This is a genomic window from Edaphobacter aggregans DSM 19364 (assembly GCF_000745965.1).
Lineage (GTDB): Bacteria > Acidobacteriota > Terriglobia > Terriglobales > Acidobacteriaceae > Edaphobacter > Edaphobacter aggregans.
Map to the genome: position 1 here is coordinate 39,168 of NZ_JQKI01000005.1, position 25,717 is coordinate 64,884.

Genomic DNA, 25,717 nt, shown 5'->3' on the forward strand with positions numbered 1-25,717 from the left:
TCCTGCCGGGTGACCCATTATGCGGCTTCAATCCCATGAGTGGGACCATCGCGCAAAGTGCGATCCGTCTTTGCTTCTCTCTCAACTAAGCCGTAAAACTAGACCCACACCCACAGCTCTTCGTCGAGTTCGGATTAATAAAATTGAACCCCTGCCGCATCAGAGTCTCCTCAAAATCCAGCACCATCCCCGCCAGATAAATGAAGCTCTTCGGATCCACAAACACCCGCACCGGCTTCGCCCCCGTAGGATCCCCCGGAGTCTCCACACCCGCGCCAAACACGAACACGCGATCCCGCTCTCGCGGCTGCGAATCGAACCGGATCGAGTAGCTCAGCCCCGAGCATCCCCCACCCATCACGCCCAGCCGCAACCCACCCTGCTCCGGCGAAACACCCTCCTTCGCCAGCGCCACGCGAATCCGCTTCAGCGCATTCTTCGTAATCTCCACCGCCGCCTTCGCGCGAGGCTCATGCCCCTCCGCATGCAGCAGCGTCATCCCCGCAAACACGTCCTTCGGCTGCTCAGCAGTCGCTCCCGGCTTCGGGGCTCCGGTTCCGGGTTGTAGAAGCGTGGTTGCCATCAATTTCCTTTCAAGCGCGCTTGAGCGTTCTGGTAGCCAATTTCAAAGTCGGTTGGCTTCCGCGGCGGTTCTGTCCGCTGCGGCGGGCGGAGGCCGTCCACCCATGTCCAATTGCGCGCATGCACTCTAACCCGACGTAGTTTTCAATGAGTCCGCAAATGACGTTCAGCATGTTCGCTTGTCTCAGTGCACCAATTCAACAAAAGGTCGGCGAACGAGTCGCCGACCTCTGAAGCCTTGCCACGAATTACTGAGCCGCGACCGTAGCCGACTCGGTCTCAGCAACGTTGTTCTTCTTCTTCCAGTCGCCGATCGCCGCGCGAATCGCGTCCTCGGCCAGCACCGAGCAGTGAATCTTCACTGGCGGCAGTGACAGCTCCTTCACAATGTCCGTGTTCGAGATCGCCATAGCTTCGGCGACCGTCTTGCCCTTCACCCACTCTGTCGCCAGCGAGCTCGAAGCAATCGCCGATCCGCAACCGAATGTCTTGAACTTCGCGTCCTCAATCACCTGAGTCTCGGGGTTCACCTTGATCTGCAGGCGCATCACGTCGCCGCACTCCGGCGCGCCCACCAGACCCGTGCCAACCTCGGTCGCACTCTTGTCCAGCGTGCCGACGTTCCGGGGGTGATTGTAGTGGTCTACGACCTTGTCGCTATATGCCATGATGTGATCCTCGCATACTTAGATGATAACTCGGACTGTTCTGGTGCGCCATAGGGAACAGGAATTTCCTCCCCTGGTTGGAGAACAACGACGGTTAGCGCACAACCATAGCAGAATGAGCCTTTCGCCGCCGCCGTAATGCGAGGAGATTGCTGATCGAAACACCGACCACGGCGCTGCCTGCCGCCGCAAAGACGTTTTGCCACTCCAGTGACCTGTGGCGGGCGGCGACGACGAGAAGAAGCCGGCCGTGACGGGTTTCGCGGAATCGTCAGGCATGGGAGAAGGGTACGTCGGCCCTGCCGCCACCGGTCCGGCCAACGCCGTCTCCCCACCCATTACTCCGATGGAAGAGTGGGGAATGCTGAAAATTCACGACTTTTAGAGTGATTGCGAGGTGACGAACCCAAACGACAAGAGTTATCCGAAGGCCGCGGTAGGGGTGCCGACCGGCTGGATCGTCGGCGGGGCGGAGGCGGTCTCTTCGATGACTTCCTTCGGCTCATTCAAGGCCATCTACGGCACCTCCTCCACTACATCATCCCCGGACCACCTCACTCTCGCCGCCTAGGCCTTCTTCCTCAACGGCGGCCAGCGCCTTTACATCTCCCGCGTAACCCCATCCACCGGCAGCACGGCCCTCACCGCCGTCGACTACGCCCGCGCCCTCGCCCTCCTCGAACCCCTGGGCGACATCTCCACCGTAGCCGCCCCGGGAGCTTCCAGCCCCGCCATCCACGCCGCCCTCATCGCCCACGCCGCCCGCCCGCAGTCATCGCCTCGCCCTCCTCGACCCGCCGCCCGCCTCCTCCATTCCCGCCGTCCTGACCCTCCGCGCTCATCTCGATTCCTCCTCGGCCGCCCTCTACTACCTTGGCTCAACGTCGCCAATCCCGTCGCCCCGCCCACTCGAGCCGCCGCCATTAAATCCCCGCCCTCCGGCTTCCTCGCCGGAATCTTCACCCGCTCCGACGCCCAGCACGGCGTCGCCAAAGCCCCCGCCAACCTCCCCATCCTCGGCGCCGCATCCCTCGAAACAAACCTCACCGAAGCCGACGCCAGTGCCCTCAACAATGCCGGCATCTACACCCTCCGCATTTTCCCCGGCCGCAACATCCTCGTCTAGGGGAGCCCGCACCCTCTCCACTGACCCCGAGTGGAAGTATGTCAACGTCCGCCGGTACTTCAACTACCTCGAACACTCGATCGACGCAGGAACCCAGTGGCCGTCTTCGAGCTCAACGGCGAGCAGCTCTGGGCCAACGTTCGCAACACCGTCTCCAACTTCCTCTTTAACGAGTGGCAGAACGGCGCCCTCCTGGGCACCCTACCCGAGCAGGCCTTCTTCGTAATATGCGACCGCGCCACCATGACTCAGAACGACCTCGACAGCGGCCGCCTCATCTGCCTCATCGGCGTCGCCCCCATCTGCCCCGCCGAGTTCATCATCTTCCGCATCGGCCAGTGGACCGCAAGCAAGCCCACCCCTAGCCGGTACCTCGTCCGCCTCTTGTTAAAAGTCAGGGGACGTCTTCGAAATCCTCATCAATCTCGTTAAAAAGCGAAGGCCGGGCGACGCTGTTCCGTCTTCCCGGCCTCGATCTCTTACCTCTTAGCGACAACTTAGTGCGCCGCCCACTCAATCTTGCTCAGATCGATCCCTTCCTTGACCATCTCATAAAGCGGTGACAGCTCCCTGAGCTTCTTCACCACATCAATGATCTTGTCCGAGACGTAATCCACCTCGGCCTTCGTGTTGAACCGCCCCAGGCCAAACCGAATCGACGAGTGCGCCACGTCGTCGCCCAGGCCCAGAGCCTTCAGCACGTAGCTCGGCTCCAGCGTCGCAGACGTACAGGCCGAACCTGACGACACCGCAATGTCGTTGATCCCCATCAGCAAGCTCTCGCCCTCCACATACACAAAGCTCATGTTCAGATTGCCCGGCAGATGATGCTCCATATTGCCGTTCACATGCACATAATCGAGCGCCGTCTCCAGCTTGTTCTTCAGATAATCCCGAAGCTCCTGCTCGCGCTTGCCCTCGGCCTCCATCTCGTTCATCGCAATCTCGCACGCCGCGCCCAGGCCCACAATGCCCGGCACATTCAGCGTGCCCGAACGCATCCCGCGCTCATGCCCGCCGCCATTAATCTGCTCCGAGATCTGCACACGCGGATTGCGACGCCGCACATACAGCGCGCCCACACCCTTCGGCCCATAAATCTTATGACCCGAAAGCGACATCACGTCGATGTTGTCCTTCTGCACATCGACCGGAATCTTGCCCACCGCCTGCACGCCATCCGTGTGGAACAGAATCCCCTTCTCCTTGCAGATCGCACCGATCTCGCGCACCGGCTGCAGCACGCCAATCTCATTATTCGCAAACATAATCGACACAAGAATCGTCTTGTCATCGATCGCGCGTTTCAGGTCCTCAATATCGATCAACCCATCCGCACCCACCGGCAGATACGTCACCCGGTAGCCTTGCTTCTCAAGCTTCTTGCACGTGTCGAGCACGGCCTTGTGCTCCGTCACCTGCGTGATGATGTGGTTGCCGCGCTCGCGATACATCTCCGCGATACCCTTCAGCGCAAGATTGTTCGACTCCGTCGCTCCCGACGTGAAGATGATCTCCTTGGCCGACGCGCCAATCAGCTTCGCTACCTGCTCGCGAGCCTTCTCCACCGCCTTCTCCGCCTCCCAGCCGAAGCTGTGGTTGCGGCTCGCCGCATTACCGAAGGTCGAGGTGAAGTAAGGCATCATCGCCTCCAAAACCCGCGGGTCCAGCGGCGTCGTCGCGTGATTATCCATGTAGATCGGAAGCTTCACACCCTCCGGCAGCGGTGTTGCCGACTCTGCGACTACAACTCCAGTTCCATTCGCGCTCATAATAGTTCCCACTCCCCGTCTTTCTGTTCTCTCGAATCTCTCTTGAACTTCGTCTTCGCGCTCAGTTACAGCGCAATCGAAACCAGCCCACCGCCGACCGCGCTCGTCCCTGTATGCTCCCCATCCCCCGCCTCAGCCAGGTCGGAGATATGAATCCCGCTCAGCAACTCCTTGATGCTGTCGTTCACCTTGCGTAACGGTTCTTTGATGGTGCACGTGCTCGTCAGGTCGCACGCCCCGTGGATCGTTATGCAGCTCGTGATAAATAACGGCCCATCAATCGCCCGAATCACCTCGAATGCCGAGATCTCGCTCGCCGCCTTCGCCAGCGCATACCCACCATTCGTTCCCGCATGCGACACCAGCAGCCCCGCCTTCGCCAGCGTCTGCAGAATCTTAGCCAGCAGCTGCGGAGGAATGTGATACGCCTCGGCGATATCCTTCGCGCTATACGCACTCACTCCCGAGTTCTCCGCCCGAGCCGTCTGCTCAGCCAGATACTTCAGGGCCATCAGCCCGTAGTCCGCTTTTTTGGTCAGCCTAAGCATCGATCTCGTATCGCTTCCCCCGCCAGCCGTCGAGACTTCAGGGAAAGCCGACAATTCCAGTCCTAGATAGTGTACGTCCGCCGCCGCCCCACTCGCAAGACGATTCGATAGCGGTGCGGGGCAGCGGCCTGGAGCCCGGACGGAGAGCCTGAGGATGGGGGTTCGTCAGCTGGGGATAGCGATTCGTCAGCTTGCTGCGATGCGTTCGATCTGTTGGAGATGGTTGATGTCGTGGCCCGCCATGGTTTCGACGATGGTCCAGAGAATCATAGTTCCGCGTTCGGGGTGGGTGGTGGGGCGGTGGCGGTCGGGTTCGGTGACGGTGGTGAGGAGCTTGAGGTTCCAGTTGCGGGCGGCGGTGAAGAGGGCGAGACCGGAGAAGAGATCGTAGGGGGCGTAGCGCTGGCCCCAGATGCCCTGGTCGAAGGGCTGGATGATGGGGTGGTCTTCGGCGAGAGTCTGGCGGAGGCGGAAGCAGAATACGATCTCGCAGTCGGCGAGGTGGGCGACGATCTCGCGGATGCTCCATTTGCCTGGGGCGGGGGCGCGATCGACGTGAGCGGGAGCAAGCGGGTCGATGAGCACGTGAAGGCGTTCGGCGGTGGCGGTGATGACGGGGATGGGGTCCTGTCCGCCGAGGAATTTAGCGTAGGGATTCAGCTCCATGACCCGACGGTATCACGGATGGAGCCGCGGCTTTAGGCATGGGGGTTTAAGGCTTAAGTTATGAGTGCCAGGGTCGTAGGTTCCGATGTTCCAGAGGTGGCCTTCGGTAGGGCTGTCCGTTGCTTCCGTCGAAATGACACTTCAAAAGAGGGGAGTGTTCTGGTTTAGCTGCTGAGGCCGACGAACTGCTGGACGTGGCGCGGGGTGACGGCCTCCTGGAGCATGAAGGCGGCTACGTCGGCGCGGGTGATGGTCATGCCCGGGGCGAGGTGGCCGTCGAAGATGCGAAGCTTGCCCTTTGCGGGGCCGTCGAGGAGGCGTGGCGGACGGAGGATGGTCCAGGCGAGGTCGGGTTGGGCCATCTCGTTGTCGGCGTCGCGGTGGTCCTGCGTGACGTTGCGGAAGAGTGTGTTGGTCATGACGGCGTAGATGAGGCCGCCTTCGTTGAAGCAGAAGGCGCTGGAGACGTGGATAAAGCGGGCGACTCCGGTCTGGCGGAGGGCCTGGACGAGGTTGCGTCCGAAGTCGCGGCGGAGGTGGGTGCGGCGGAGGGTGGTGGGGCCGAAGGCGGAGAGGACGGCGTCGGAGCCGCGGATGGCGTCGGCTATCTGGCGGACGTTGTAGAGGTCGCCGCCTACGACGCGGAGGTCCTGATGGGAGTGCAGAACGCCTGCCCCGTTGCTGGTGACTTTTTCGGGGGCTCGGGCGAAGGCGGTGACCTGGTGGCCCTGATCGAGGGCCATGGGGATGAGGAGCCTGCCGATGCCGCCGGTGGCTCCGAGGACGGTGAGTCGCATGAATGCTTCTCCTTTCAGCTGGTTGTGAGAGCTACTGCTGTGGGGGGTGCGCGGGCGCGGGGGAAGGAGCGTTGGCGGGCGGTCCGCCGGGGATCTGAACGCCAATCTGCCGGAGGACTCCAACCTGATCCATCTGGAGCCAGGCTTCGGCGATCTTGTCGCCTTCGAAGCGGTAGAAGACGACGGCGCGGTTGGTGATGGGCCGGCCTGTGGGTGGGATACCGGCGATGGGGGCGGTGTTGAGGGCGGTCATGGTCCAGCGGGCGGCGGCCTTGTCGCCGTTAACGACGACGTCGTCGACGGTGAAGTGGTGGTTGGGAAACATGGCGTGGACGTTGTCGACGGTGCGGCGGACGGCCTCGATGCCGACGGCGTCGCCGGTACTGGAGTGGAAGGTGGCGTGGGGGGTGAAGAGATCGAGGAGGAGGTCGGAGCGGTGCTGGTTGATGCACTGCTCGTAGAAGCGGTGGATGACGGCGGCGTGGTCTGGGGTGGCGGAGGCGGCGGACATGGAGGCTCCTGTGGCTTGGGTTGGGGTTTGGGCTGGGGTTTGGGTGGGGATGAGGGCGAGGAGGAGGATCGGGAGGGTGGCTTGGAAGCGTCTCATGTAGGTCCTCATATTGAATATATGAACATTTATCGAATAGATGACTATACTTTCGAAAAGTGGCAACGAGATTGAAAAAAAAATCGGGGTCGGGGCAGCGAGCGAAGAGGGCGGCCGAGACGAGGGTGTATGAATCTCCGGCGCGGCAGCGGCAGGCGGACGAGACGCGGGCGCGGATTGCGGCGGCAGCTAGGAGGCTGCTGGAGGAGACGGGCTATGCGGGGATGACAATTCCCACGGTGGCGAAGGCGGCGGGGGTGGCGGTTCCGACGGTGTATGCGATATTCCGGTCGAAGAAGGGGATCGTGTCGGAGCTGCTGGATGCGGCTCGGTTCGGAGAGGCGTACCAGGCGCTGCTGGCGGAGGCGCGCGCGGTGAAGGACCCGATGGTGCTGCTGGAGTTTCCTCCGCGGTTTTCCAGGCGAATCTACGAGGCGGAGATTCCGGTGGAGAATCTGCTGCGGGGCGCGGGGATGGTGGCTCCGGAGCTGGCGGCGGTGGAGGATGAGAGGAACTGCCAGCGGTATGACTCGCAGGTGATGGTGATCGACGCGCTGGAAAGAGGCGGGCTGCTGCGCGTAGGACTGAGTCGGGACGCGGCGAGGGCGATTCTTTGGGCGCTGACGAGCAGGGAGATGTTTCGGATGCTGGTGCGGGAGCGGGGGTGGACGGGGGATGAGTATGAGGCGTGGTTGCGGAGGGCGATCCGGTGGGAATTGGTGGGTTGAGAGTTAGTCGAGGTTGATGTGGTTGCTCCAGGGGCGGGTGGCGCCGTGTAGGCGGTTGGGGTGAGGGAAGGCGCGGAAGTCGTTGGCGAAGTGGGCCTGGTCGTAGTAGCCGCAGGAGAGGGCTCGTTCGGACCAGGGGATGTCTGCACCGCGGTTTGTAAGAGAATAGGAGATGGGACAAAAGAGGATTAGAAGAATGGCTGAAGAGCGCGTGGTTGGGATTGATCTGGGGACGACGAACTCCCTGGTGGCGTATATGCAGGGGGAGACGCCTGCGGTAATTCCGGGTGAGGACGGCGACCGGCTGGTGCCTTCGGTGGTGGCGATTGAAGGCGATGGCGTTGTGGTGGGGAATGCGGCGCGCGGGACTCTGCTGAAGGATGCGGGGAGCGTGGTGTACTCGGCCAAGCGGCTGATGGGGCGCGGCGTCGAGGATATTCAGGAGGAGCTACGGCTGTTTCCATTTCGTCTGGCGGAGGGACTGGAGCCGGGCGAGGTGCTGAAGCTGAGGGTGGGGGAGAGGACGCTGACTCCGCCGGAGATCTCGGCGTATGTGCTGGGGCAATTGAAGAGGAATGCGGAGCGGTTCTTTCAGGCTTCGGTGACGAAGGCCGTGATTACGGTTCCGGCGTACTTCAACGATGCGCAAAGGCAGGCGACGAAGGATGCGGGGAGGATTGCGGGGCTCGATGTTTTGCGGCTGGTGAACGAGCCTACGGCCGCGGCTCTGGCGTATGGGCTGGAGAAGAACAAGGACGGTCTGATCGCCGTGTATGACTTTGGCGGCGGGACGTTTGATATCTCGATCCTGAAGCTGCATGAGGGAATCTTTGAGGTGATTGCGACGGGTGGGGATACGCACCTGGGTGGCGATGACATCGACAACCTGCTGATTGCGATTGCGCTGGACGATATCGCCGGGGATTTGGGTGAGGATGTTCGAGGTGACGGCGAGGCGGTGCAGGCGATTCGCAAGGCGGTGATCGAGGCGAAGATCCGGCTGTCGGAGGAGGAGACGGCGCGGTTGGATGCGAGGCTTCCCAGCGGGACGCGTTATACGCGAGAGATCACGAGGGAGCAGTTTGAGGGATTGATTGCGGGGGTGATTGCGCGGACGGCGGGGCCTTGCCGGCAGGCGCTGAAGGATGCGGGGATCGGGCCGGAGGCGATCGACGAGGTGGTGCTGGTCGGTGGATCGACGCGGATTCCGGCGGTGCGGAGGCTGGTGGATGAGGTCTTCGGGCTGAGTGCAAGAGGCAAGAAGCCACACACGGAGCTGAATCCGGATGAGGTGGTGGCGCTGGGAGCGGCGGTGCAGGCGGATATTTTGTCTGGAGGGTCGAAGGCTACGGAGGATCTGCTGCTGCTCGATGTGACTCCGCTGTCGCTGGGGATTGAGGCGCTGGGGGGTGTAGTGGCGAAGATCATTCAGCGCAACTCGACGATACCGGCGAGCGCGACGGAGCACTTTACGACGGGCGTGGATGGACAGACGAATGTGGCGATCCATGTGCTGCAGGGAGAGCGTGAGCTTGCGAAGGATTGCAGGTCGCTGGCGCGGTTTGATCTGAAGGGGATTCCTCCAATGACGGCGGGGTTGCCGCGGATCGAGGTGAAGTTCCTGATTGACGCGAACGGGATTCTGCATGTGAGCGCGAGGGAGCAGAGGAGCGGGAAAGAGGCCGAGATCGAGGTGAAGCCGACGTACGGGCTGACGGATGAGCAGGTAGAGGAGATGATTCTCGCTTCGTTCGACCATGCGGAGGAGGATATTCGCGAGCGCCAGGTGATCGAGGCGAAGAACGAGGCGGAGACGATTCTGGATGCTGTCGAGAAGGGGCGGAAGCACGAGGCGTGGCAGCAGCTGAGCGCGGATGAGATTGAGACGATCAAGCAGCGTGAGGACGAGCTGAAAGCCTCGGTGACGGGCGGGGATTACAAGGTGATTCGCGCGGCGATCGAGCGGCTGGACCAGGCGACGCGGCGGTTTGCGGAGCTGATGATGGATTCGGCGGTGACGGGAGCTCTGGGCGGCAAGACGATGGAGGCCGCAGGTGAGAGCATAGGAGAGGGACCGACGGCTCCGCATCCGTTTGCGAAGGCGCAGGTGCTGGAGGCGGACAAGGAGGCCGAGGCGATTGAGAACTCGGTGAAGGAAGAGGCTACGGCCGGAGAGTCAACGGAAGATTGAGGATATGAACGAGATCAATAAGGACCAGGTTGTGGATACGTCGAAGCCCGCGGGTGAGGGAATGGTGCGGGTGACGTTTTTGCCGGAGGGAAGGACGGTGGAGTTTCCGTTCGATACGCTGCCGTATGAGGGACACGGTGAGCCGATGTCGTTTCTGGATGTGGCGGAGAACTTTGACATCTTTCTGGACCATGCGTGCGGCGGAGTTTGCGCGTGCACGACCTGTCACCTTTGGGTGAAGGAAGGCGATAAGGGAATCAGCGAGCCGGAAGACAAGGAGCTGGATCGCATGGAGACTGCGGCGGACGTGCAGTTGAATTCGCGGCTGGGGTGCCAGGCGGTGATCGAGAAGCCGGGGACGTACGTGGTGGAGATTCCCGCGTGGAACCGGAACTATGTGCAGGAGGGTAAGCCTGCCGCGGTGGTGAAGAAGGATTAACGCGTTCTGATCTGCTTTATAACGCAGATCCTTCGACTTCGCCCGGCAAAGTCGCCGAGCTTCGCTCAGGATGACACCTTAATTATTAGGAAATGCGAAATGGGAGAAACGAGAATGCCGCGTGAGATCAACTGGACGGACGCTGAGGAGATTGGAATTCAGCTGCAGGAGAAGTATCCGGAGATCGATCCGTACACAGTTCGATTTACGGACCTGCATCGGTATGTGATCGAGCTGCCGGGGTTCGTGGGCGATCCGGCGAAGTCGAACGAGGGGATTCTGGAGGCCATCCAGACGGCGTGGCATGAGGAGTACGAGGACGCGAAGTAGTCAGTGGCTTTGAAAACTCCTGCGCGGTGACTCTTATAAGAGCTTACGGTGCGGATGACCATTATCTGGCACACAACATAAGTCATAAGTCCCGAGAAATGTGATGATCATGGATAGTCACAAGTTCACGGAGATGGTTCATCTCAGCGTATGGAACTAAGGGGAGGCGGGATGAGAAGTAGATGCAGGATCCTCTGTCGAAGAAGATTCACAGCCCTGCGGATGATTCCGGTACTTCATCCGTCATGAAATCGTCCGGCGAAGCAGCACGCCGCAATGGCCGTTCGATCCCGAGCTTTTTCATTCGGTAGATCAGCGTTGTTCGGTTCAGACCCAGATGTACGGCTGCCCCCTGCGGTCCTCCGATTCTCCAACCGGTTGATTCCAGAGTCTGGAGTATGAGTGCGCGTTCGGAGTCCCGGAGCGTAATCGGCTCAGCTGGTCTCGGGTCTCCAGGCACCGTCTTAATTGAAGGCAATGGCGCGATGGGAGCCGCAGACGTCGGCAGTGGGTTTGGAAGCACGCCGTCTTGTGCCAAAATTACCGCTCGCTCCACGAGGTTTTGTAGTTCCCGTACGTTGCCAGGCCATGAGTACGACGAGAAGGCCTCCATGGTTTCCGGCGGAATATGGTGGATGGGCCTTCTCATGCGCCGGCTGAATATCTCGACGAAGTGCTCCACGAGAGTCGGAATATCGTCCCGGCGTTCGCGGAGTGGTGGCAACTGAATGGGAAAGACGTTGAGCCGGTAATACAAGTCGCTGCGGAATTCGTTCCGCGCTACCATTCCTTCGATATCACGGTTTGTGGCAGCGATGAGACGAACGTCTATCTGATGACTCTGGCCGCTCCCCAGACGTTCGAATTGCTGTTCTTGCAAGATGCGCAGCAATTTGGGTTGCAGCGCAAGCGGGATGTCACCCACTTCGTCAAGGAACAACGTCCCTTTATGGGCCAATTCGAAGCGTCCGATCTTCTGCGCAATAGCGCCGGTGAAGGCGCCTTTCTCGTGGCCGAACAGTTCGCTTTCCAAGAGGTCGGTCGGGATTGCAGCACAATTCAGCTTTACGAAGGGGCGTTCGTAGCGCGAGCTCACATTGTGAATCGCCTGAGCAATCAGTTCTTTGCCAACGCCTGTTTCCCCCAGGACCAACACCGTGGAGTCAGTAGGCGCAACCAGTTGAACTAACTCCAGCACGGATTCAAGTGCCGGGCTATTACCGACGATCCGTGCAAATTCACGATTGCGGTCATCCTGGGCAGCACATTCAACTCTGTCCAAGGCTCCCAACGTGCTCCTCCCGCGGACGTCTAACAAAGGGCCGCTGCGGCTAAACCTGCAAAGCCGCTTCTACACTTGCGATCAGTATGTCGCCATCAACAGGCTTGGCCAGGAATTTGACTGCTCCGGCTCTCATTGCCTGCATACGCAAGTTCTCGTCTCCGTGTGCGGTAATCAAAATCGTCGGAACAGGACAGCGTCTGGAGTTTAGCTCAGCCAACAGATCCAGACCGGACATGCCGGGCATTCGAATGTCTGCAATAAGGCAACCCGTAGCGTCCAATTGATCAGATTGCAGCAAGTCCTCTGCCGAGGCGAATGCCCGAACGCTCAAACCGGCAGCCCTCAACAAACGAGAAACCGCACTACGTACGGACTCTTCGTCGTCAACAACAACCACCAATCTCTGTTGCTCTACGGTTTCCATTCCTACAAGTGTGAGGCCTGAACCAGCCGGGCGCTATTATGCTGCGGGATAGGGCAGATCATCCCTCCGGACAGGGAGGGATAAACAATATAGACCGAAGTGCATTACCAACTGCGTGCTCAAGGAACGCTACTTTTTGTCCGGAACCTTGAGCTTCTCGGCCATCCTGCCCAATTCGACAAGTGAGTCAGCTTGCATTTTGTGCATCATCTGGCTGCGATGGACCTTTGCCGTGACTTCGCTTGTTCCGAGCAGGGAGGCGACCTCCTTGGTTGACATGCCTGAAGCAACCAACCTCATGACCTGACGCTCGCGCGGTGTCAGGTGCTCGTAACGGCGCTGCAATTCTGCCATCTCACTCTGCTCTTGTCGGGCTCTACGATCGCGCTCAAGTGCCTGCTGTATCGCATCGAGCAGATCCTGATCGCGGAACGGCTTCGTCAGAAATTCTACGGCACCCGATTTCATAGCCTTTACACTCATTGGAACATCGGCATGACCGGTAACGAAAATGATTGGAATGTGAATGCCAGCTTCGATCAATTTGCGTTGAACTTCCAGGCCGCTGATCTCGGGAAGCCGTACGTCCAGAATGAGGCAACTTGAAACATCGGGGCGCTTGTGCCGCAGGAATTCTTGCGGTGCGGCGAATGCTTCAGCGTTCAGACCTACACTTCTCAACAGACGCTGCATTGCCGTGCGGACACCGGCGTCATCATCGATGATAAAGACCAAGCTGGGTGTGGATGTCATGCGGAAGCCATTATCTCGTTCGGCAGCGTAAAGTAGAAGGTTGTTCCAAGTCCAGCATTGGCCTTCGCCCAAAGGCGACCTCCATGTGACTCAATGATGGAGCGACTGATTGCGAGGCCCATGCCGGTGCCTTGGGACTTTGTCGTAAAGAATGCGTCAAATATCTTGTCGGCGCTTTCAGCAGGGATTCCTGTACCAGTATCGCTCACAGCGATCAGTGCTCGACCATATTCATCCTGCTGCGACGTGATCGTGAGTTCGCCTGTGGAGTGCTTCATCGCCTCGATGCCATTCAGCATGAGGTTCATCAGAACCTGTTGCAACTGAACACGATCGGCTAAGACTTTGGGCAGATCCTCAGAGAGTTCCGTGTGCAAGGAAATGGAGTACGGCTCTGCTTCCTGGCGAACCAGGGAAACTACCTCAAGGATGACTTCGTTGACGTCCAAGGCTTCGCGTTTCGTAACTTCCTTATTGAACAAGGAGCGGACCCGCGTCATAATATCCGCTGCACGCCTACCTTCTTTGACGATTTCTGTGACAGCTTCCCGCACCTCCACCATATCGGGCTGATCGCGAGCAAGCCAACGCAAGCAGGCTTCAGCGTTGCTGATAGCCGCAGTGATCGGCTGCTTGAGTTCGTGAGCCATCGATACCGTCAATTCGCCCATCATGCTGGTGCGGTTGATGTGCGCGAGGTCTGCCTCTAACTGGCGCAGCCTCTCTCGCTCCTCCTCGGCGCGCTTCCGTTCCGTCACGTCGACGTGGGTCCCCACCATTTCGATCAGATCTCCGCTCGCACTGAAAACGGGATGCGCTAACACCTGGATGTGCCGGACCGTTCCGTCTGGTGGCACGATTCTGAATTCGAGGGTGTAGTCTCTTCTCTCGTGCATAGCCTTCAGGGCATCTTCGACCACGGTGTCGCGATCCTCTGGATGAATGCGTTGCAACACCATCTCGCGAGTCGGTGAGCCCTGTTGCGGATCGAATCCCCAAATTCGGAAACTTTGCTCTGACCAGTAGAGATCTCCACCTCTTTTGGCGGCCCAACTGCCCGTGTGAGTCAGCCTCTGCGCCTCCGCCAGATAAGCTTCACTCCGGTGCAGCGATTCCTCGGCGCGTTTTCGGTCCTCGATGTCGGTACGCGTACCGTACCACCGCAGGACGTATCCCTGCTCATCTAGCAGCGGATTGTCTCGGATCAGAAACCAACGATACTGTCCGTCCTTTCCCCGTATTCGTACCTCTATCTCAATAGGGGCACCATCGGAACTCGCCCGCTCACGGGCCACCTTTAACTTCTTCAGATCCTCCGGATGAAAGACTCTGGCAACTGCGTCTTTTGACTGAATCTCTTGGGAAGTAAGGCCGGTGTATTCCAATTCTCGTCGGTTGGCAAAAAGAGGACTCCAGTCCGCGCCGAAAACAATGACTTGCTGCGGAATCACATCTATCAGTTGTCGAAGCTCTCTCTCGCTCTGTCGAATCTTTTCTTCCACCCGCTTGTGCTCCGTGATATCGCGAATGGCGCTGGAAACCAGAATACCCTCCTCGGTCTCCAGCGGGCTAAGGCTGATCTCCACCGGAAACTCATGCCCATCCTTGTGCAGCGCGTACAGTTCCAGCCCCGACCCCACTGGTCGCGCGCGAGGGTCGGCCATAAAAACCGCGCGGTGTTCCGGATGTTTCTCCCGGAACCTGTCCGGCACCAACATCTCGATCCTCTTCCCCACTACGTCCCTTCGTTGATAGCCAAACAGCTTCTCCAGTTGCGCATTGACCAAAACAATTTCACCCTCACGATTCACAACCGCGACCGCATCTGGCGCCGATTCCAGCAGTCCTCGGAATTTCTGTTCGGCACGTTTGCGTTCCGTTACATCGACGTGCGTTCCCACCATTTCAATCAGTTCTCCACTCCTGTTGAACACCGGATGGCCCACCGCATGGATGTATCTCACGGTTCCGTCGGGGAGCACGATTCTGAACTCGTGGGAGTAATCCGTTCCGAGTCGTATCGCATTCTGGGCATACTCGATCGCCTGGTCGGCGTCGTCAGGATGCATCCGCGACCGAACTCTTTCGATGTGGGGAGCGCCTTGCTGCCGATTGAATCCCCAGATTTGAAAATTTTCCTCAGACCAGTAGAGAGGACCTCCTCCAGATCCATAGGCCCAACTGCCTGTGTGAGTCAGCCTTTGCGCTTCCGCGAGATAAGCTTCACTACGCTGTAGTTGGTCGTATGTCAGCTTGCGTTCAATGGCAACACCCGCCAAGTGAGTGATCTGTTCGATAATTTCCTGGTCGCGCTCACTCGGCCGTTGTGGCTCACGATAGTACACTGCGAACGTCGCAATCACTTTGCCTTGCGAAGAGAAGATGGGCGTGGACCAACAGGCATGCAGGTGATTGGGCAAAGCCGCATCGCGGTAGTTGGCCCATAACGGATTCGTAGCAATATCCTCGACAATGACCTGCTGGCCGTAGTACGCGGCTGTGCCACACGAGCCCGCACATGGGCCAATCAAAACCCCGTCGATTGCCTCCGTGTAGGCCTTTGGCAGGCTGGGCGCGCTGCCATGAATTAGCCGATCTCCTTCTACCAATAAAATGGACGTAAGAGCGCCGCTAGCTTGCTCCTCGACCAATCGGCAGAGGCTATCAAGTATTTCAGGAAGAGCTTCACCTTTCGCGACGAGCTCAAGGATCCGCTTTTCGCCTGCGATCAGGGTTTCTGCCCGCTTGCGATCTTCTATATCCGTCAAGACTCCATACCATTTTAGGATCTTTCCGGTTTCATCGCGCAGCGGTACGGCGCGTACCAGGAACCAGCCGAATTCTCTATCCGCCGCGCGAAGGACTCGCACTTCACCTTCGAACGGTTCGCCCCTAGCCAGGGACGACCGCAACTTATCCACATGCCTTTGGATATCTTCCGGATGGACTACAGACCGCCAGCCTAAGCCGGCGGTGTCCTCCGCGGATAATCCCGTATGTTCTCGCCAACGCCGGTTCGCAAAGGCGTTAGAACCATCAGGAAACGCGGTGAACGCGATCGCCGGTATCGTTTCAATTACGTCGCGAAGCTCCCTTTCACTTCTGCGGGCAGCCTCTTCGGCGCGCTTCTGCTCCGTAATGTCCTCGCATACCACCAGCAGCACCGGCCGCTTCTTCAGCGAAACCGCCTTGGCGGTCTCCCTGACCCAAAGCATTGTGCCATCCTTACGGATCTTTCTTGCCTCCCACCTCATCATTCGGCCCGGCTGCTTGAAACAGGAATTGGCATAACTCTGGACGGCCTCCCGATCAGGCTTATAGAACACATCCAACACAGGTCGCCCAATCAGTTCGTCCACTTGGTAGCCCAGTTGCTCCGCGCCGAAGCTGTTTAGTGAAACGATTGCTCCTGCGGCATCCACGATGAAATACATCGTCGGATTGCTCTCAAACGCCGCTTTCCATTGCTCCTCAAATTCTTCCCAAGCTAGCTCAGCCCGCTTCGGCTCGGTGATGTCGTTGTTGGTTTCGAGGATAGCAATGGGAGCGCCCTTGTGGTCGCGCTGCAATGACCACCGGCTTGCCACTGCTACCGACGTTCCATCTCTTTTCGTATGCACGAGTTCGCCTTCCCAGCGGCCAGCATTCATCAACTGCTCGTCGATCTGGTGCAAGGGGACCGGGAACACTGTCTGAAGAAACTCGTGTGCGCTCTTACCGACCGCTTGCTCCGCTGACCATCCATACAACTCCTCGGAAGCACGATTCCAGTATGTGATGGTCTCATTCATGTCGCGCACGAAGATGGCGTCATGCGTAAGGTCGAGAAGATCTGCTTGCTCCTGCAGAGCCTCCTCATTCCGCTTGCGATTCGTCACGTCAACCATGACGCCGCGGAGCCGGGTCGCTCGCCCATTCTCGATCACTACCGTGACCAGGTTACGGATCCACACCACCCGTCCATCAACAGCAGTCATGCGGTACTCACAGTCGTAGCTGTGCTTTCCGGTCATTGTCTCTGTGCAGAATCGCAGCGCCCAATCGCGATCTTCGGGATGAAGGTGGTTCTTCCAGAAAGTCGGCTCGCGCAACCATCGTTCTGCCGGGTAACCGAGTATTTTTTCTGCTCGTTCACTCACGAAGGAAAACGCAAACGTCTCGGCGTCGGCCTCCCACACAATGCCCTCGACTGAGTTGACCAGGTCCGCGAAACGCTGTTGTGTGGCGACAGCTTCGGCACGGCGCTGGTTGGCGTTCACTGCCTCTTTGCGCGCCCGCCCTGAAAGATAGCTGGCACAGGTCGCGGTGAACAGGAATGCGATAAGAGCAAAGAGGTCACGCGAATCGCCGAATTGGAAATGGCCGATCGGAGCGACAACCCAGTTAAGTCCCAGAGCAGCAAGAAATGAGACAAGAATTGCATAGCGAAGGCCCCAGACGGCCGAGACGATTAAAACAAGAAGGAGAAAAAGCAGACCCGCGATAAACGGAGGATCGCGAAAAGGCATGACATCGAGAACGACCGTGACTGCAAATACCGACACGGCACACACAAGAGTCCGGAATATCGCCTTCGCGATGACGTGCCCCTGCATCGGATCCTCTAGCCGGTGGCTTACCGTCTCATAGAGCCCAATGTAGCCGCTTCACATGATAGCGCATTATCCGACCGCTTCTGCATATGACCCGTTCCTCGCTCATGGCGCAATGGAAACACTGTTTCGATCAAGATCGACGGTGGATTCACGTCCATGCAGATTCGGCCGCGAGTCAATGCGGGAGAGGTGATGCAAGAATTACTTCGCCGCTGCTTGAATTTCCAGTGTTCCGATATTGTCGATTGAGATGATGATATGATCACCCGCAGTGAGCGTGAACTCGTCATGCGGGACCTGCTTTGATCTTATTGCCTCAGTTACATGGCTGCCTGTTTCGATCACACCGGGCACGAATGGGACTAGGTTGACATAGCTACGCCCATTGAGTGGCAGCTCTCGCGCCTGTTCTCCGCTAATAACACCGCCGATCTCCGCTGACGCCTTGGAGAGATCGGAATCAGACGTCACCTGGATATCGGTTGTGACGCTAGCCATGGTCAGCGTCGTGTTTAGAGTTCGCGTAGTCCCGCATCCAGGGTAACGTTCTCGATCTTGATTGGCGCAAAGCCCGCCGAACGAATGGTGATCGCATAGGTGTCGGTTTGCAGGGAGCTAACGGTGAACACACCAGCGCTGTTGGTGGTACGGCGGGTCAGGACACCAGTGGAGTTGGATTTGGTGATGATCTCCGCGTGGGAAACCCTAGCGCCATGGAGTCGGTGATGGTGCCGGTGATCGTGCCGCGGTCCATCTGAGAAATGTCCGGAACTGTCAGCAAAAGTGGCAAAGCTAATGAAATTGTCTGTACTGCTTAGCGCTGATAAAGCGCATCTTCGGGCCGATACCTTACGCAATCGTGACCAAGGTGGCAATGGGCTTGGGCTCGCGATCGCAAAGCGAATCGCTGAAGCACACTGCGCGAGCATATGCGTGTCATCAGACCCAAATGTTGGCAGCCGATTTTCGGTACGCTTTCCCTCTTGCGATCTCCGGCAAGCTTGATCGTCCCGAAACAGGAAAGCGGTTCTTCATTTTTCCTGAACTCGAGTGCTAGAGAGAGAGAAATGTACAGCTGAGCTAGGCAAAAGCCTTCTTAGGAGATTCTCCGATCAGAGAGAACCTCGTGCTTTTGCGGGTAATCTGGCAGGATTTATCTACATAAGATGTTATCTTGAACAGCTTGTATCACACTTGAGATCTCCGCTCCGGTAGCGACGAAGTCGCTGATGTGGATTGAGTCAAGGGTACCTGGCCCCTTGCCGAAGCCACAGCGGTCGCGATCTCCTCGAATGATTGCGATGCCCCTACGTTCCGCATGACGATGTTAGACGGAGACGCTTGGAGCGCGCCCTCATCGACGGTATGAACGCAACGCCCCGGATTGACGTGGCTCATGCCCCATGCTGCCCTCGAAGACGCAATTGGAAACGGCAAATGTCGCGAAAATCTTATACCTCTGCTTTGCAGCGCCCTCTAAATACTCTGTGAACAACGGCAAGTAAGGCCCGCATTGGTCCTTGAAGTATTTCCTCTGCCTCTGCGGCTTGTCTGCTGCGCTGAGCAAACCGACGACGCCATGCGACTTCATCAGGGTGCCGATCCGCGCAATATTGTTATAGATAGTGCGATCCCCCAGACCTCTTTCCTGGAGAAAGAGAATGTGGTCGAGCAGATCCTTCCGCGTGATGTCCTTGATGACCTTCCCGGGGAACTTCGACCCGAAGAGGTTCAGCATGTGCTCGCACGCCGCGATGGTCTTGCGAGACCGAAATCGTTGGATCTCTTCCAAATAAGACCTGATAGCGGCCTCAGGGAAACTGCCGGAGAGATCGATGCCTGTTGCTCTCTTGTCGACCCCGGCGGGGTCGGGCAAGCCCACATTTGGGTCAACTATCGGCGTGGGAACTGAACGTCCCAAGGCAGTTGCCTGAAGGTCATGTTCCGTATTGCGCAGGGCTGTGATCGCTACGTCTGCATCTTGGCTAATTCGTTGCCAGACACGCTTGCCATCCCGAAGAAAACGGAGGGTAGTAAGAACCTTCGGGGTGGCGTTCCGCTTGCCCCTCAACCAGGGCGTAGCAGGCCCGAAGCGTGCGGTTCCTGTTCCAGACGGGGTCAACGAACGCGTCACGTCCATCGGAAAGACGGACTCGGATGTAAAGACGAACCTGTGCGTTCTCACTTCTAAGCTCCTCTCTAGGTGTAATACCCAGATAGAGCGAGCGACATCGCTTATTATTTTTTGCCCTGAGAAAAGTGTCACACCAAGTGTCACAGCTTAATCTCGGTGATGATCCCAAAGTGCTTAGCGTTATCTGGCGGAGAGTGGGGGATTCGAAAACCTGCTCCATTGTTAGAAGATTAAGTCTTTTGTTATCAACAATTATATCAATGCTTCCCGTCCATTGCTAGAATTTTGCTAGAATAAATTGAGGTTACAGGCAAATGGCGAACAGGAAGGTCACGTTGTACTGGTTTTGCAAGACCCCGCAGGGATGGCGGCGAAAAGCCATTGTTCTCGGCTCGAACAACCGGATTCGCCACACCCACGTCATCGAGAACGGTGTTGAGGTTTCCTACCCAACCGGACGTTATGAGCTGTGCCGCTACGAAGGCACCAAGCCTGTCTACATCGACGCTGGAACCCATCCAAGTGAAGCCTTGGCGCTGTGGCGCAAGGAAAGCAGCCTGTCGGTGGCCAAGAACGAGGCGGTTCGTGCTGGTGCCAAGGTCGTCACCGACGAGAAGCGAGTTGAGATTCGACGTGCCGCAAATCTGTACATACAGGACTGCGAATATCGCAGGGCGCTCGAAGCGATGGGACAGGCCAAGCTCGTCACTGAAGAGTTCATGCTGGTCTGCCGGAAGACCTACATCGATGAGATTGTGAAGGAGGACATCTACCGCTTTCACCGGGCACTTCGGGATCGAGGATGCGGCGACAGGACAGTGGCCAACAAGCATCTACGGCTGAAGTCGTTTCTGCACTCTGCCGGATTTGATACCAAGTCAGCGGCGCTGTGGCCACCAGCACCGAAGTATTCGAAGACTCTGCCGGAAGTTTATTCGCCGGAACAGGTGACGGCTATCCTTGCGGCGGCTGATCCGTACATGCGGTTGGTCATCGAATTGGGCCTGAAGCTTGGTCTGCGGGATCAGGAGATGGCGCACGCCGAATGGCAAGATATCGACTGGACTCACTCGGTCTATCGAGTTCGCAATAAGCCGCAGATGGCGTTTATGGTCAAGGACTGTGAGGAACGCGACATCCCTATATCGAGCGACCTGCTTAGTAGTCTCAGACAAGCCAGAGTTCGGCATCCTGAGACCAAGCTGATCGTCGGCACGAAGAAGGACACACCGAACCGGAAGTTGCTGCGAACCCTGAAGCGATTGGCGAAGGCTGCTGGCCTGAACTGCACACAGTGTGATGGCTGTAAGGGAAATCTAGGAGAGTGCGAACAGTGGTATCTTCACAAGCTCCGCGCCACCTACGCCACGACGCTGCTGCGCAACGGCGTCGATCTGCGAACCGTGCAAGCCTACATGGGACACGCTGACATCGCGACCACGGCGACCTATCTGCGTCCAGCGTCGACCAAAGAGGCACTGAGCAAGGTGGACGCGATTGATTGGTGTGGTGGCCTGTCTAAACTGGAGACGGAGCCAGCGACAGTGACCGTGAACTAAGACGCCCAAAGATATCCCCTCTGCGCATTCCACGCGCACACTGGGCAACGTGGCGCGATTGTGGGGCGGTCTACGCGGCAACTCAATGTCCAAAATCTTTCACCGGTGAAAGATTTGATCTCTGCCGATGTGAGAAAGTGGAGTCGCGTGACACGACTCCACCACAACAGCCAGCCGGTCGAGTAGCCTTGAGAAATGTTCCTTCATCATCACGACCTGAGGGTTCCGTTTGAGGATCGTTGGCTGGTCGATGCTGGAGCGGAAAGCTTCGTTCCTTCGTCGACGGCGTACATAGTCGACGCGACTCCCGGTTCTAGCCTCATCAGCATTGACGACATCGAGCCACTTCGCCGTGTGCCGATTTTCAACAAGAGCGACGAAGAAAAGTTGACGGCTGACGAACGCGTGCTTCGAATCTTGCGTGGCTTTGTTGGCGGAGTTGCGCTGCCTCCAGTAAAGGTCGTGCGCAGCTCCTCATTCGAAGGTCCGCCTTTCGAATTGTTTGATGGTGCACATCGCCTTTATCTGTCTCTGGCGGTCAGATACACGCACGTTCCTGCCATCGAGCTTCCAGCTGAACTTAAGAAAGCGCTGGACGCGGCGAGATCGTCTCAGGAGTAAAGGGATTCCAGGCAGGGCGTCGAACCGCGATGCCGAACGCAAGGCCGCAGAGGTGCGCATCCGCGCCGAACGAAAGACCGGCGAACTGGTGAAGGAAGCGCAACGAAGCGGCAAGATGTTGACGGCGGGCGATAACGGCGGCGCGCATAGAGGAAAGCAAAAAAGCCCCTCGAACAACACGAGTACCTTACGCGACCTTGGAATTAGTTACGACCAGTCCTCGAAGTGGCAGCGGCTCGCAGAGATACCGGAAGAGAAGTTCAACGAAGCGCTAGCCAATCCTCACGTTATCCCGAGCACCGATGGTGTGCCGGAAATTATATCCGCTGCTATGATTCCGCAATGCCTGCCGTTCGACCGCCGCTAGACCTAACAGGATTCCACGCCAAGCTATACAGAGCTGAAGAACATCTCCAGGTTCTCGACACTGAAATCTCGAAATGGTTGAACAGTGGCCGTTATGAGACCTTTGTGGAACGTGGCAAGGACAGTGCACGAATAGGGGTTTATGCTCTTCGCGTCGGCCCTCCTCCTGATCTCACTAGATGGGCTGTTATCTTCGGCGAGGGCGTCAATTGCTTGCGTTCGGCCCTCGACCACTTGATAAATGCTTTTGCCGTGTATCAAGCGGCCGGTGACCCCCTTCCGCCGAATATAAGTAACCTCTCCTTTGTGATCGTTGACGATCCCAAGGTGTTCGACGATATTAGGAATTCTAAACGGGGAAAGTTGAGGGTCTTCACCCCCTCGTTCATTGATCTGATCGAGAGCTTCCAGCCCTACAAGAGAACTCATCCGGTTCTCCCAGCATTGCTCAGTCTGATTCGAGACCTGTCCAATGCCGACAAGCATAGGCTGCTTCAAGTAGCAGGAGCGGGAGTAGTAAATCTTCGAGGCACCTTCGTTGCTGACATCGACAAGGGAACGAAGATTGGTTTCATCAACCCCGAACCAATCGAGCACAATGACGTAGTTTGCGTCATAGAGTCCACTGAGCCTGACCCAAATCTCGCACTTCACTCTATTTCTGTAGAAATCCAGATAGCCGTTTGGCATTGCCTGCGAAATGGATCTACTAATCCCTTGGGGGGGAGGTCTGAATGTCGCACGTTGCTGAAGATGCTCATCGAAGAGACGCGATACGTAATCGACACTTTCAAGAGAGCTATGTAATAGACCTTTTTCGCACGCCGCCTGATATAAAGCGGCTCGCCCGCGCTCGCCCGGCGTGAAATCTTTGCGGTTCTCGTTCTCCTCAAGTTCAATCAGTTCATTACAATTCGGACTGTGAGCAAGCGTAGCTTTTGGTGGGTGATCGGAATCCAATTTGTCGCGGGGCTGTTTGCCGGGTATGGTCTTTCGTCTATCCCAGAACTTCGCACGTACAAGCTGCTCAACCTCGCCGGAATCCTTTATGCCTTCTCGGGTGTGTTGGTTCTGTCCGAGATGCTTGCAACCGACGGATGGAAAGACTTCTGCGTCAGAAAGCTTGCTCCGTCAATTGTGTGGGGTCACACCGCTATTCCAGTCGGGGCGATCTTAGGGGGTGTGATCGCCGCGATAATGCACAAGCCTTCGAGTCTCGCCGTAGGCCTCTTTTCTTTTGCATTCTGGGGATATTCCCTACTCGCACTACTGCCTTTCGAAAAGATCGTGGCATTCCCGCAGTTTGTGAAAAGAGACGTTGAGACTCGATGGCGCTGGCTCGGGTTCTTCCTCGTGCTCGGCGGAGTGGGAGCGCAACTGGTGGCAGCGGTTATGGACCTAAGACAGTGAGGGCCAGACTCCGCTGATCTTCTGGTGCACGCCAGCAGAGGTCATTGAGCAGCGAGGGACGCAGCTTGCTCGACAAGCTTTTTTAGCTCCACCATCAAGAACCCTTTGCCTTCGTCGCCTTCATCGCTCTCGAGGAGTGCGGGGTCATCGGGCAGATTGGAATCGTCCTCATCGTCAAGACCGTCGAGCATCGCCTTCAAGTGCTCGCGAATGCCCTGCTCGTGGCGACCAATCGCTTTCCGGTGGTCGTTGATGGCCTTCAGGTGCTTCGCCCGGTCGGCATCTGTGATGCTCTTCACGCCGGTGACCACCGCCGATTCGTTCATCGGGAAAGTGACACAGGATATCTCCCACAGCTTGAGTTCAGTCAGGTGGCGCACGTCGCCGTCGTAGGTCGCCTGAATGCAGTCGTACCCGATGCTGAGACCACGGATAATCCCACTCTTCATGAAGGTGAACGCTTTTCGCGCCGTCGGATCAGACAGCTCCAAGGTGCCGTTGACCTGAAGGCCCTCGCGAGTGTCGGTGATTTGGCAAAAGCCGATTGGCTCGTCGGTCTTATGTTGCCAGAGCACCGGGAATTTCTTTCCGGCTGCGAGCGTTCGACTGAATGCTCCCGGCTCGATCAGGTCGCCGCCCAGATCGACGTTGTTGTATACGGCACCCATGCCGACGAAGGTGCCAGCGTCATCGATGCTTTTGATCTTGAGATTGAAATCTCTATGCTCCACGCTTGTTCCCTCCGCTTGCTTACGAACGTGCGCGGAACCCGTATGAATACAGGCTCCGCCCTGTTCTGTCGACTTAGCTTGCAGGTGAAGTGGTGAACGTTCCGCTGACGTAACTCGCGGGGCGCTTGGTGATCAGCACCAAGCGTTTTTCCGCGCGTACCGCAACCAAATTTTTCACAAAGTAGTCCTGATGTTCGGTAGATACTTCCACCTGCATTTCCATCCTGTCCCTGATCTGCGAGGCGATGGGGCTGCCGCTGCCGATCAAGAAAGTACCGCTGGCGATGCTGGTGGTGTAAACCACATCGAGGCCGAACAGCGATGGCCGCACGTTGGTCTGCGGATCGCCGAGGATGTAGCGCCCAAAACTGTCCTTGAGCAGCCTCATGCCAAACCAGTCATTGGGATGCAGGATTACGAAGGTTGGATCGAGTTCTTTGGCCGCCGTGATCTGTTGAATGGCGCGGCCAACGATATCGATCTTGTTCCACCCGGCGACAGGCACAAGCAGGGCGGTGTTGAATGCGGTCGCCTGCGGGATGAGTCCATGCAAGTTTTCCCCCGTTCCGTCACCCGAGAGAAGCTGAATTTCTTCCGCAAGATTGACGTAGTAAGGCAGCGTGGAACTGATGAAACTGTTCAGTTCCACGAAGTCGTCGAGGATTTGCTTGGTGGCAGGAATCCAAGTCGCGATAGTCCGCACCTTCTCGCTGATCGACGTAAAGGTGACGGTGTTCTCGGGCTTCGTCGACGCTTCGACCACAGGGCTTGCAATCGCCATCGGCGTCGAAACCCGCACGAAATCGACAACCTGCATCGAGGTCGGCTGGGCATCGAGCAGGTCGCGCACCTTCAAGACCTGCCTCGCTTCCGCCGTGATGCCGGGAATGCGGTCTATCTGGAGGACCCCGGTGGTCATTTGCCCAACCGCCGCAGACGTGATGGTGGTCTTGCGTTCGAAGTCCGCCAAATCTTTGCCCGAAATGTTAAGCCTTGCCGTGCCTTTCCTGTCGCGGATCAAGCGGGCGAAGTCTTCGTTCGACTGGAGCTTCTCGGAAAACGACGGCCCGATCACATCCGCCGAGTGCTTGTTGGCCAACTTGATGTCGATGGCATCGACCTGTTGCTGTAGTTGCTGGAGCTTGGCTGCGGGCGCAGCGGCGGCAATGCCTTCGCGGAGGGCATCGAGGGCGCTTTTGAGTTCGGGATCTACAACTCCCTTGTTGGGCATGGGCATAGACACTCCTGTGGTTACTCGATTGGGATGTTTGATTTGTTTGTCCCCGAGTGCCAAGGAGCGGCTCGGACCGGCGATGCTGCGACGAATCTCACAGACGCGAGTGCCAAGAATGAGCGGGTCGCGGGATATTCGGAACGCCTGAAAC

At 57.8% G+C, this 25,717-nt stretch carries 29 protein-coding genes; 12 read left to right on the top strand and 17 right to left on the bottom strand.

The genetic code is table 11. From position 1 onward, the window contains the following. Positions 1-85: 85 nt before the first annotated feature. Both Q363_RS04090 and iscU read right to left on the bottom strand, forming a co-directional pair. Entirely contained in the window at positions 86-583 is a 498-nt protein-coding gene (locus tag Q363_RS04090; protein ID WP_035348061.1) for a HesB/IscA family protein, read from the bottom strand. A gap of 247 nt (positions 584-830) precedes the next feature. Next, complete coding sequence (gene iscU, locus Q363_RS04095) at positions 831-1,250, bottom strand: Fe-S cluster assembly scaffold IscU (protein WP_035348062.1); 420 nt, start codon at positions 1,248-1,250, stop codon at positions 831-833. A gap of 250 nt (positions 1,251-1,500) precedes the next feature. Between iscU and Q363_RS45335 the strand changes: the two genes are divergently transcribed. From Q363_RS45335 to Q363_RS35675, 4 genes are all read left to right on the top strand, one after another. After that, complete coding sequence (locus Q363_RS45335; RefSeq protein ID WP_281175966.1) at positions 1,501-1,635, top strand: hypothetical protein; 135 nt, start codon at positions 1,501-1,503, stop codon at positions 1,633-1,635. A gap of 12 nt (positions 1,636-1,647) precedes the next feature. Then, positions 1,648-1,821 (top strand): hypothetical protein, encoded by a 174-nt coding sequence (locus Q363_RS40120; protein ID WP_157466522.1) that lies wholly within the window; start codon positions 1,648-1,650, stop codon positions 1,819-1,821. Positions 1,822-2,205: 384 nt separating this feature from the next. Further along, positions 2,206-2,376 (top strand): hypothetical protein, encoded by a 171-nt coding sequence (locus Q363_RS46075; RefSeq protein WP_425387622.1) that lies wholly within the window; start codon positions 2,206-2,208, stop codon positions 2,374-2,376. 96 nt (positions 2,377-2,472) lie between these two features. Further along, positions 2,473-2,808: a phage tail sheath C-terminal domain-containing protein gene (locus tag Q363_RS35675; RefSeq protein ID WP_051978351.1), complete on the top strand. Its 336-nt coding sequence runs from the start codon at positions 2,473-2,475 to the stop codon at positions 2,806-2,808. A gap of 65 nt (positions 2,809-2,873) precedes the next feature. On the opposite strand, the gene Q363_RS04105 is transcribed toward Q363_RS35675, so the two are convergent. From Q363_RS04105 to Q363_RS35680, 5 genes are all read right to left on the bottom strand, one after another. Continuing rightward, positions 2,874-4,148: an IscS subfamily cysteine desulfurase gene (locus tag Q363_RS04105; protein WP_035348063.1), complete on the bottom strand. Its 1,275-nt coding sequence runs from the start codon at positions 4,146-4,148 to the stop codon at positions 2,874-2,876. Between the two features lie 65 nt (positions 4,149-4,213). Continuing rightward, positions 4,214-4,696, bottom strand: coding sequence for an RrF2 family transcriptional regulator (locus tag Q363_RS04110; RefSeq protein ID WP_035348064.1), 483 nt, complete (start codon positions 4,694-4,696; stop codon positions 4,214-4,216). 186 nt (positions 4,697-4,882) lie between these two features. Next, positions 4,883-5,362 carry a DinB family protein gene (locus Q363_RS04115; RefSeq protein ID WP_035348065.1) on the bottom strand — a complete coding sequence of 160 codons (480 nt, stop codon included), beginning with the start codon at positions 5,360-5,362 and terminating at the stop codon, positions 4,883-4,885. Positions 5,363-5,526: 164 nt separating this feature from the next. Continuing rightward, on the bottom strand, positions 5,527-6,159 hold the full coding sequence (locus Q363_RS04120) for an NAD(P)-dependent oxidoreductase (RefSeq protein ID WP_035348066.1): 633 nt from the start codon (positions 6,157-6,159) through the stop codon (positions 5,527-5,529). 31 nt (positions 6,160-6,190) lie between these two features. Further along, positions 6,191-6,766, bottom strand: a complete 576-nt coding sequence (locus Q363_RS35680) for an ester cyclase (RefSeq protein WP_169746922.1) — start codon at positions 6,764-6,766, stop codon at positions 6,191-6,193. Positions 6,767-6,837: 71 nt separating this feature from the next. Between Q363_RS35680 and Q363_RS04130 the strand changes: the two genes are divergently transcribed. The 4 genes from Q363_RS04130 to iscX all read left to right on the top strand — a co-directional run bounded on the left by Q363_RS04130 (position 6,838) and on the right by iscX (position 10,454). Further along, a complete protein-coding gene (locus tag Q363_RS04130) occupies positions 6,838-7,494 on the top strand; it encodes a TetR/AcrR family transcriptional regulator (RefSeq protein WP_051978353.1) in 657 nt (218 codons plus the stop codon). A gap of 196 nt (positions 7,495-7,690) precedes the next feature. After that, complete coding sequence (gene hscA / locus Q363_RS04135) at positions 7,691-9,685, top strand: Fe-S protein assembly chaperone HscA (RefSeq protein WP_035348067.1); 1,995 nt, start codon at positions 7,691-7,693, stop codon at positions 9,683-9,685. 4 nt (positions 9,686-9,689) lie between these two features. Beyond that, a complete protein-coding gene (locus tag Q363_RS04140; protein ID WP_035348068.1) occupies positions 9,690-10,124 on the top strand; it encodes a 2Fe-2S iron-sulfur cluster-binding protein in 435 nt (144 codons plus the stop codon). A gap of 114 nt (positions 10,125-10,238) precedes the next feature. Next, entirely contained in the window at positions 10,239-10,454 is a 216-nt protein-coding gene (iscX, locus tag Q363_RS04145) for a Fe-S cluster assembly protein IscX (RefSeq protein WP_035348287.1), read from the top strand. 208 nt (positions 10,455-10,662) lie between these two features. On the opposite strand, the gene Q363_RS04150 is transcribed toward iscX, so the two are convergent. From Q363_RS04150 to Q363_RS46080, 6 genes are all read right to left on the bottom strand, one after another. Next, positions 10,663-11,736, bottom strand: a complete 1,074-nt coding sequence (locus Q363_RS04150) for a sigma-54 interaction domain-containing protein (protein ID WP_245632025.1) — start codon at positions 11,734-11,736, stop codon at positions 10,663-10,665. 49 nt (positions 11,737-11,785) lie between these two features. Next, on the bottom strand, positions 11,786-12,163 hold the full coding sequence (locus Q363_RS04155; protein ID WP_035348069.1) for a response regulator transcription factor: 378 nt from the start codon (positions 12,161-12,163) through the stop codon (positions 11,786-11,788). Positions 12,164-12,292: 129 nt separating this feature from the next. Then, complete coding sequence (locus Q363_RS04160; RefSeq protein WP_035348070.1) at positions 12,293-12,916, bottom strand: response regulator transcription factor; 624 nt, start codon at positions 12,914-12,916, stop codon at positions 12,293-12,295. Then, positions 12,913-17,511, bottom strand: coding sequence for a PAS domain S-box protein (locus Q363_RS04165; protein ID WP_035348071.1), 4,599 nt, complete (start codon positions 17,509-17,511; stop codon positions 12,913-12,915). The genes Q363_RS04160 and Q363_RS04165 overlap by 4 nt, the downstream gene beginning before the upstream one ends. A 201-nt stretch (positions 17,512-17,712) precedes the next feature. Beyond that, positions 17,713-18,009, bottom strand: coding sequence for a hypothetical protein (locus Q363_RS04170; protein WP_035348072.1), 297 nt, complete (start codon positions 18,007-18,009; stop codon positions 17,713-17,715). 14 nt (positions 18,010-18,023) lie between these two features. Continuing rightward, positions 18,024-18,386, bottom strand: a complete 363-nt coding sequence (locus tag Q363_RS46080) for a carboxypeptidase-like regulatory domain-containing protein (RefSeq protein WP_425387621.1) — start codon at positions 18,384-18,386, stop codon at positions 18,024-18,026. Here Q363_RS46080 and Q363_RS37810 point away from each other — a divergent pair. Beyond that, on the top strand, positions 18,307-18,516 hold the full coding sequence (locus Q363_RS37810) for an ATP-binding protein (RefSeq protein ID WP_084079983.1): 210 nt from the start codon (positions 18,307-18,309) through the stop codon (positions 18,514-18,516). The genes Q363_RS46080 and Q363_RS37810 overlap by 80 nt on opposite strands. 349 nt (positions 18,517-18,865) lie before the next feature. On the opposite strand, the gene Q363_RS04175 is transcribed toward Q363_RS37810, so the two are convergent. Continuing rightward, complete coding sequence (locus tag Q363_RS04175) at positions 18,866-19,696, bottom strand: hypothetical protein (RefSeq protein ID WP_157466524.1); 831 nt, start codon at positions 19,694-19,696, stop codon at positions 18,866-18,868. 263 nt (positions 19,697-19,959) lie between these two features. Here Q363_RS04175 and Q363_RS04180 point away from each other — a divergent pair, with 263 nt between their 5' ends. Then, positions 19,960-21,204: a tyrosine-type recombinase/integrase gene (locus Q363_RS04180; RefSeq protein WP_035348074.1), complete on the top strand. Its 1,245-nt coding sequence runs from the start codon at positions 19,960-19,962 to the stop codon at positions 21,202-21,204. Between the two features lie 502 nt (positions 21,205-21,706). Beyond that, complete coding sequence (locus Q363_RS40130; protein WP_157466525.1) at positions 21,707-22,192, top strand: hypothetical protein; 486 nt, start codon at positions 21,707-21,709, stop codon at positions 22,190-22,192. A gap of 23 nt (positions 22,193-22,215) precedes the next feature. On the opposite strand, the gene Q363_RS04195 is transcribed toward Q363_RS40130, so the two are convergent. Then, complete coding sequence (locus Q363_RS04195; RefSeq protein ID WP_169746924.1) at positions 22,216-23,151, bottom strand: hypothetical protein; 936 nt, start codon at positions 23,149-23,151, stop codon at positions 22,216-22,218. 120 nt (positions 23,152-23,271) lie between these two features. Here Q363_RS04195 and Q363_RS04200 point away from each other — a divergent pair, with 120 nt between their 5' ends. After that, positions 23,272-23,601, top strand: a complete 330-nt coding sequence (locus Q363_RS04200; RefSeq protein ID WP_169746925.1) for a hypothetical protein — start codon at positions 23,272-23,274, stop codon at positions 23,599-23,601. Positions 23,602-23,642: 41 nt separating this feature from the next. On the opposite strand, the gene Q363_RS35685 is transcribed toward Q363_RS04200, so the two are convergent. Both Q363_RS35685 and Q363_RS04210 read right to left on the bottom strand, forming a co-directional pair. Next, a complete protein-coding gene (locus tag Q363_RS35685) occupies positions 23,643-24,332 on the bottom strand; it encodes an HK97 family phage prohead protease (RefSeq protein ID WP_051978355.1) in 690 nt (229 codons plus the stop codon). A gap of 73 nt (positions 24,333-24,405) precedes the next feature. Continuing rightward, positions 24,406-25,569 carry a phage major capsid protein gene (locus Q363_RS04210; RefSeq protein ID WP_342667382.1) on the bottom strand — a complete coding sequence of 388 codons (1,164 nt, stop codon included), beginning with the start codon at positions 25,567-25,569 and terminating at the stop codon, positions 24,406-24,408. Positions 25,570-25,717 lie beyond the last annotated feature (148 nt).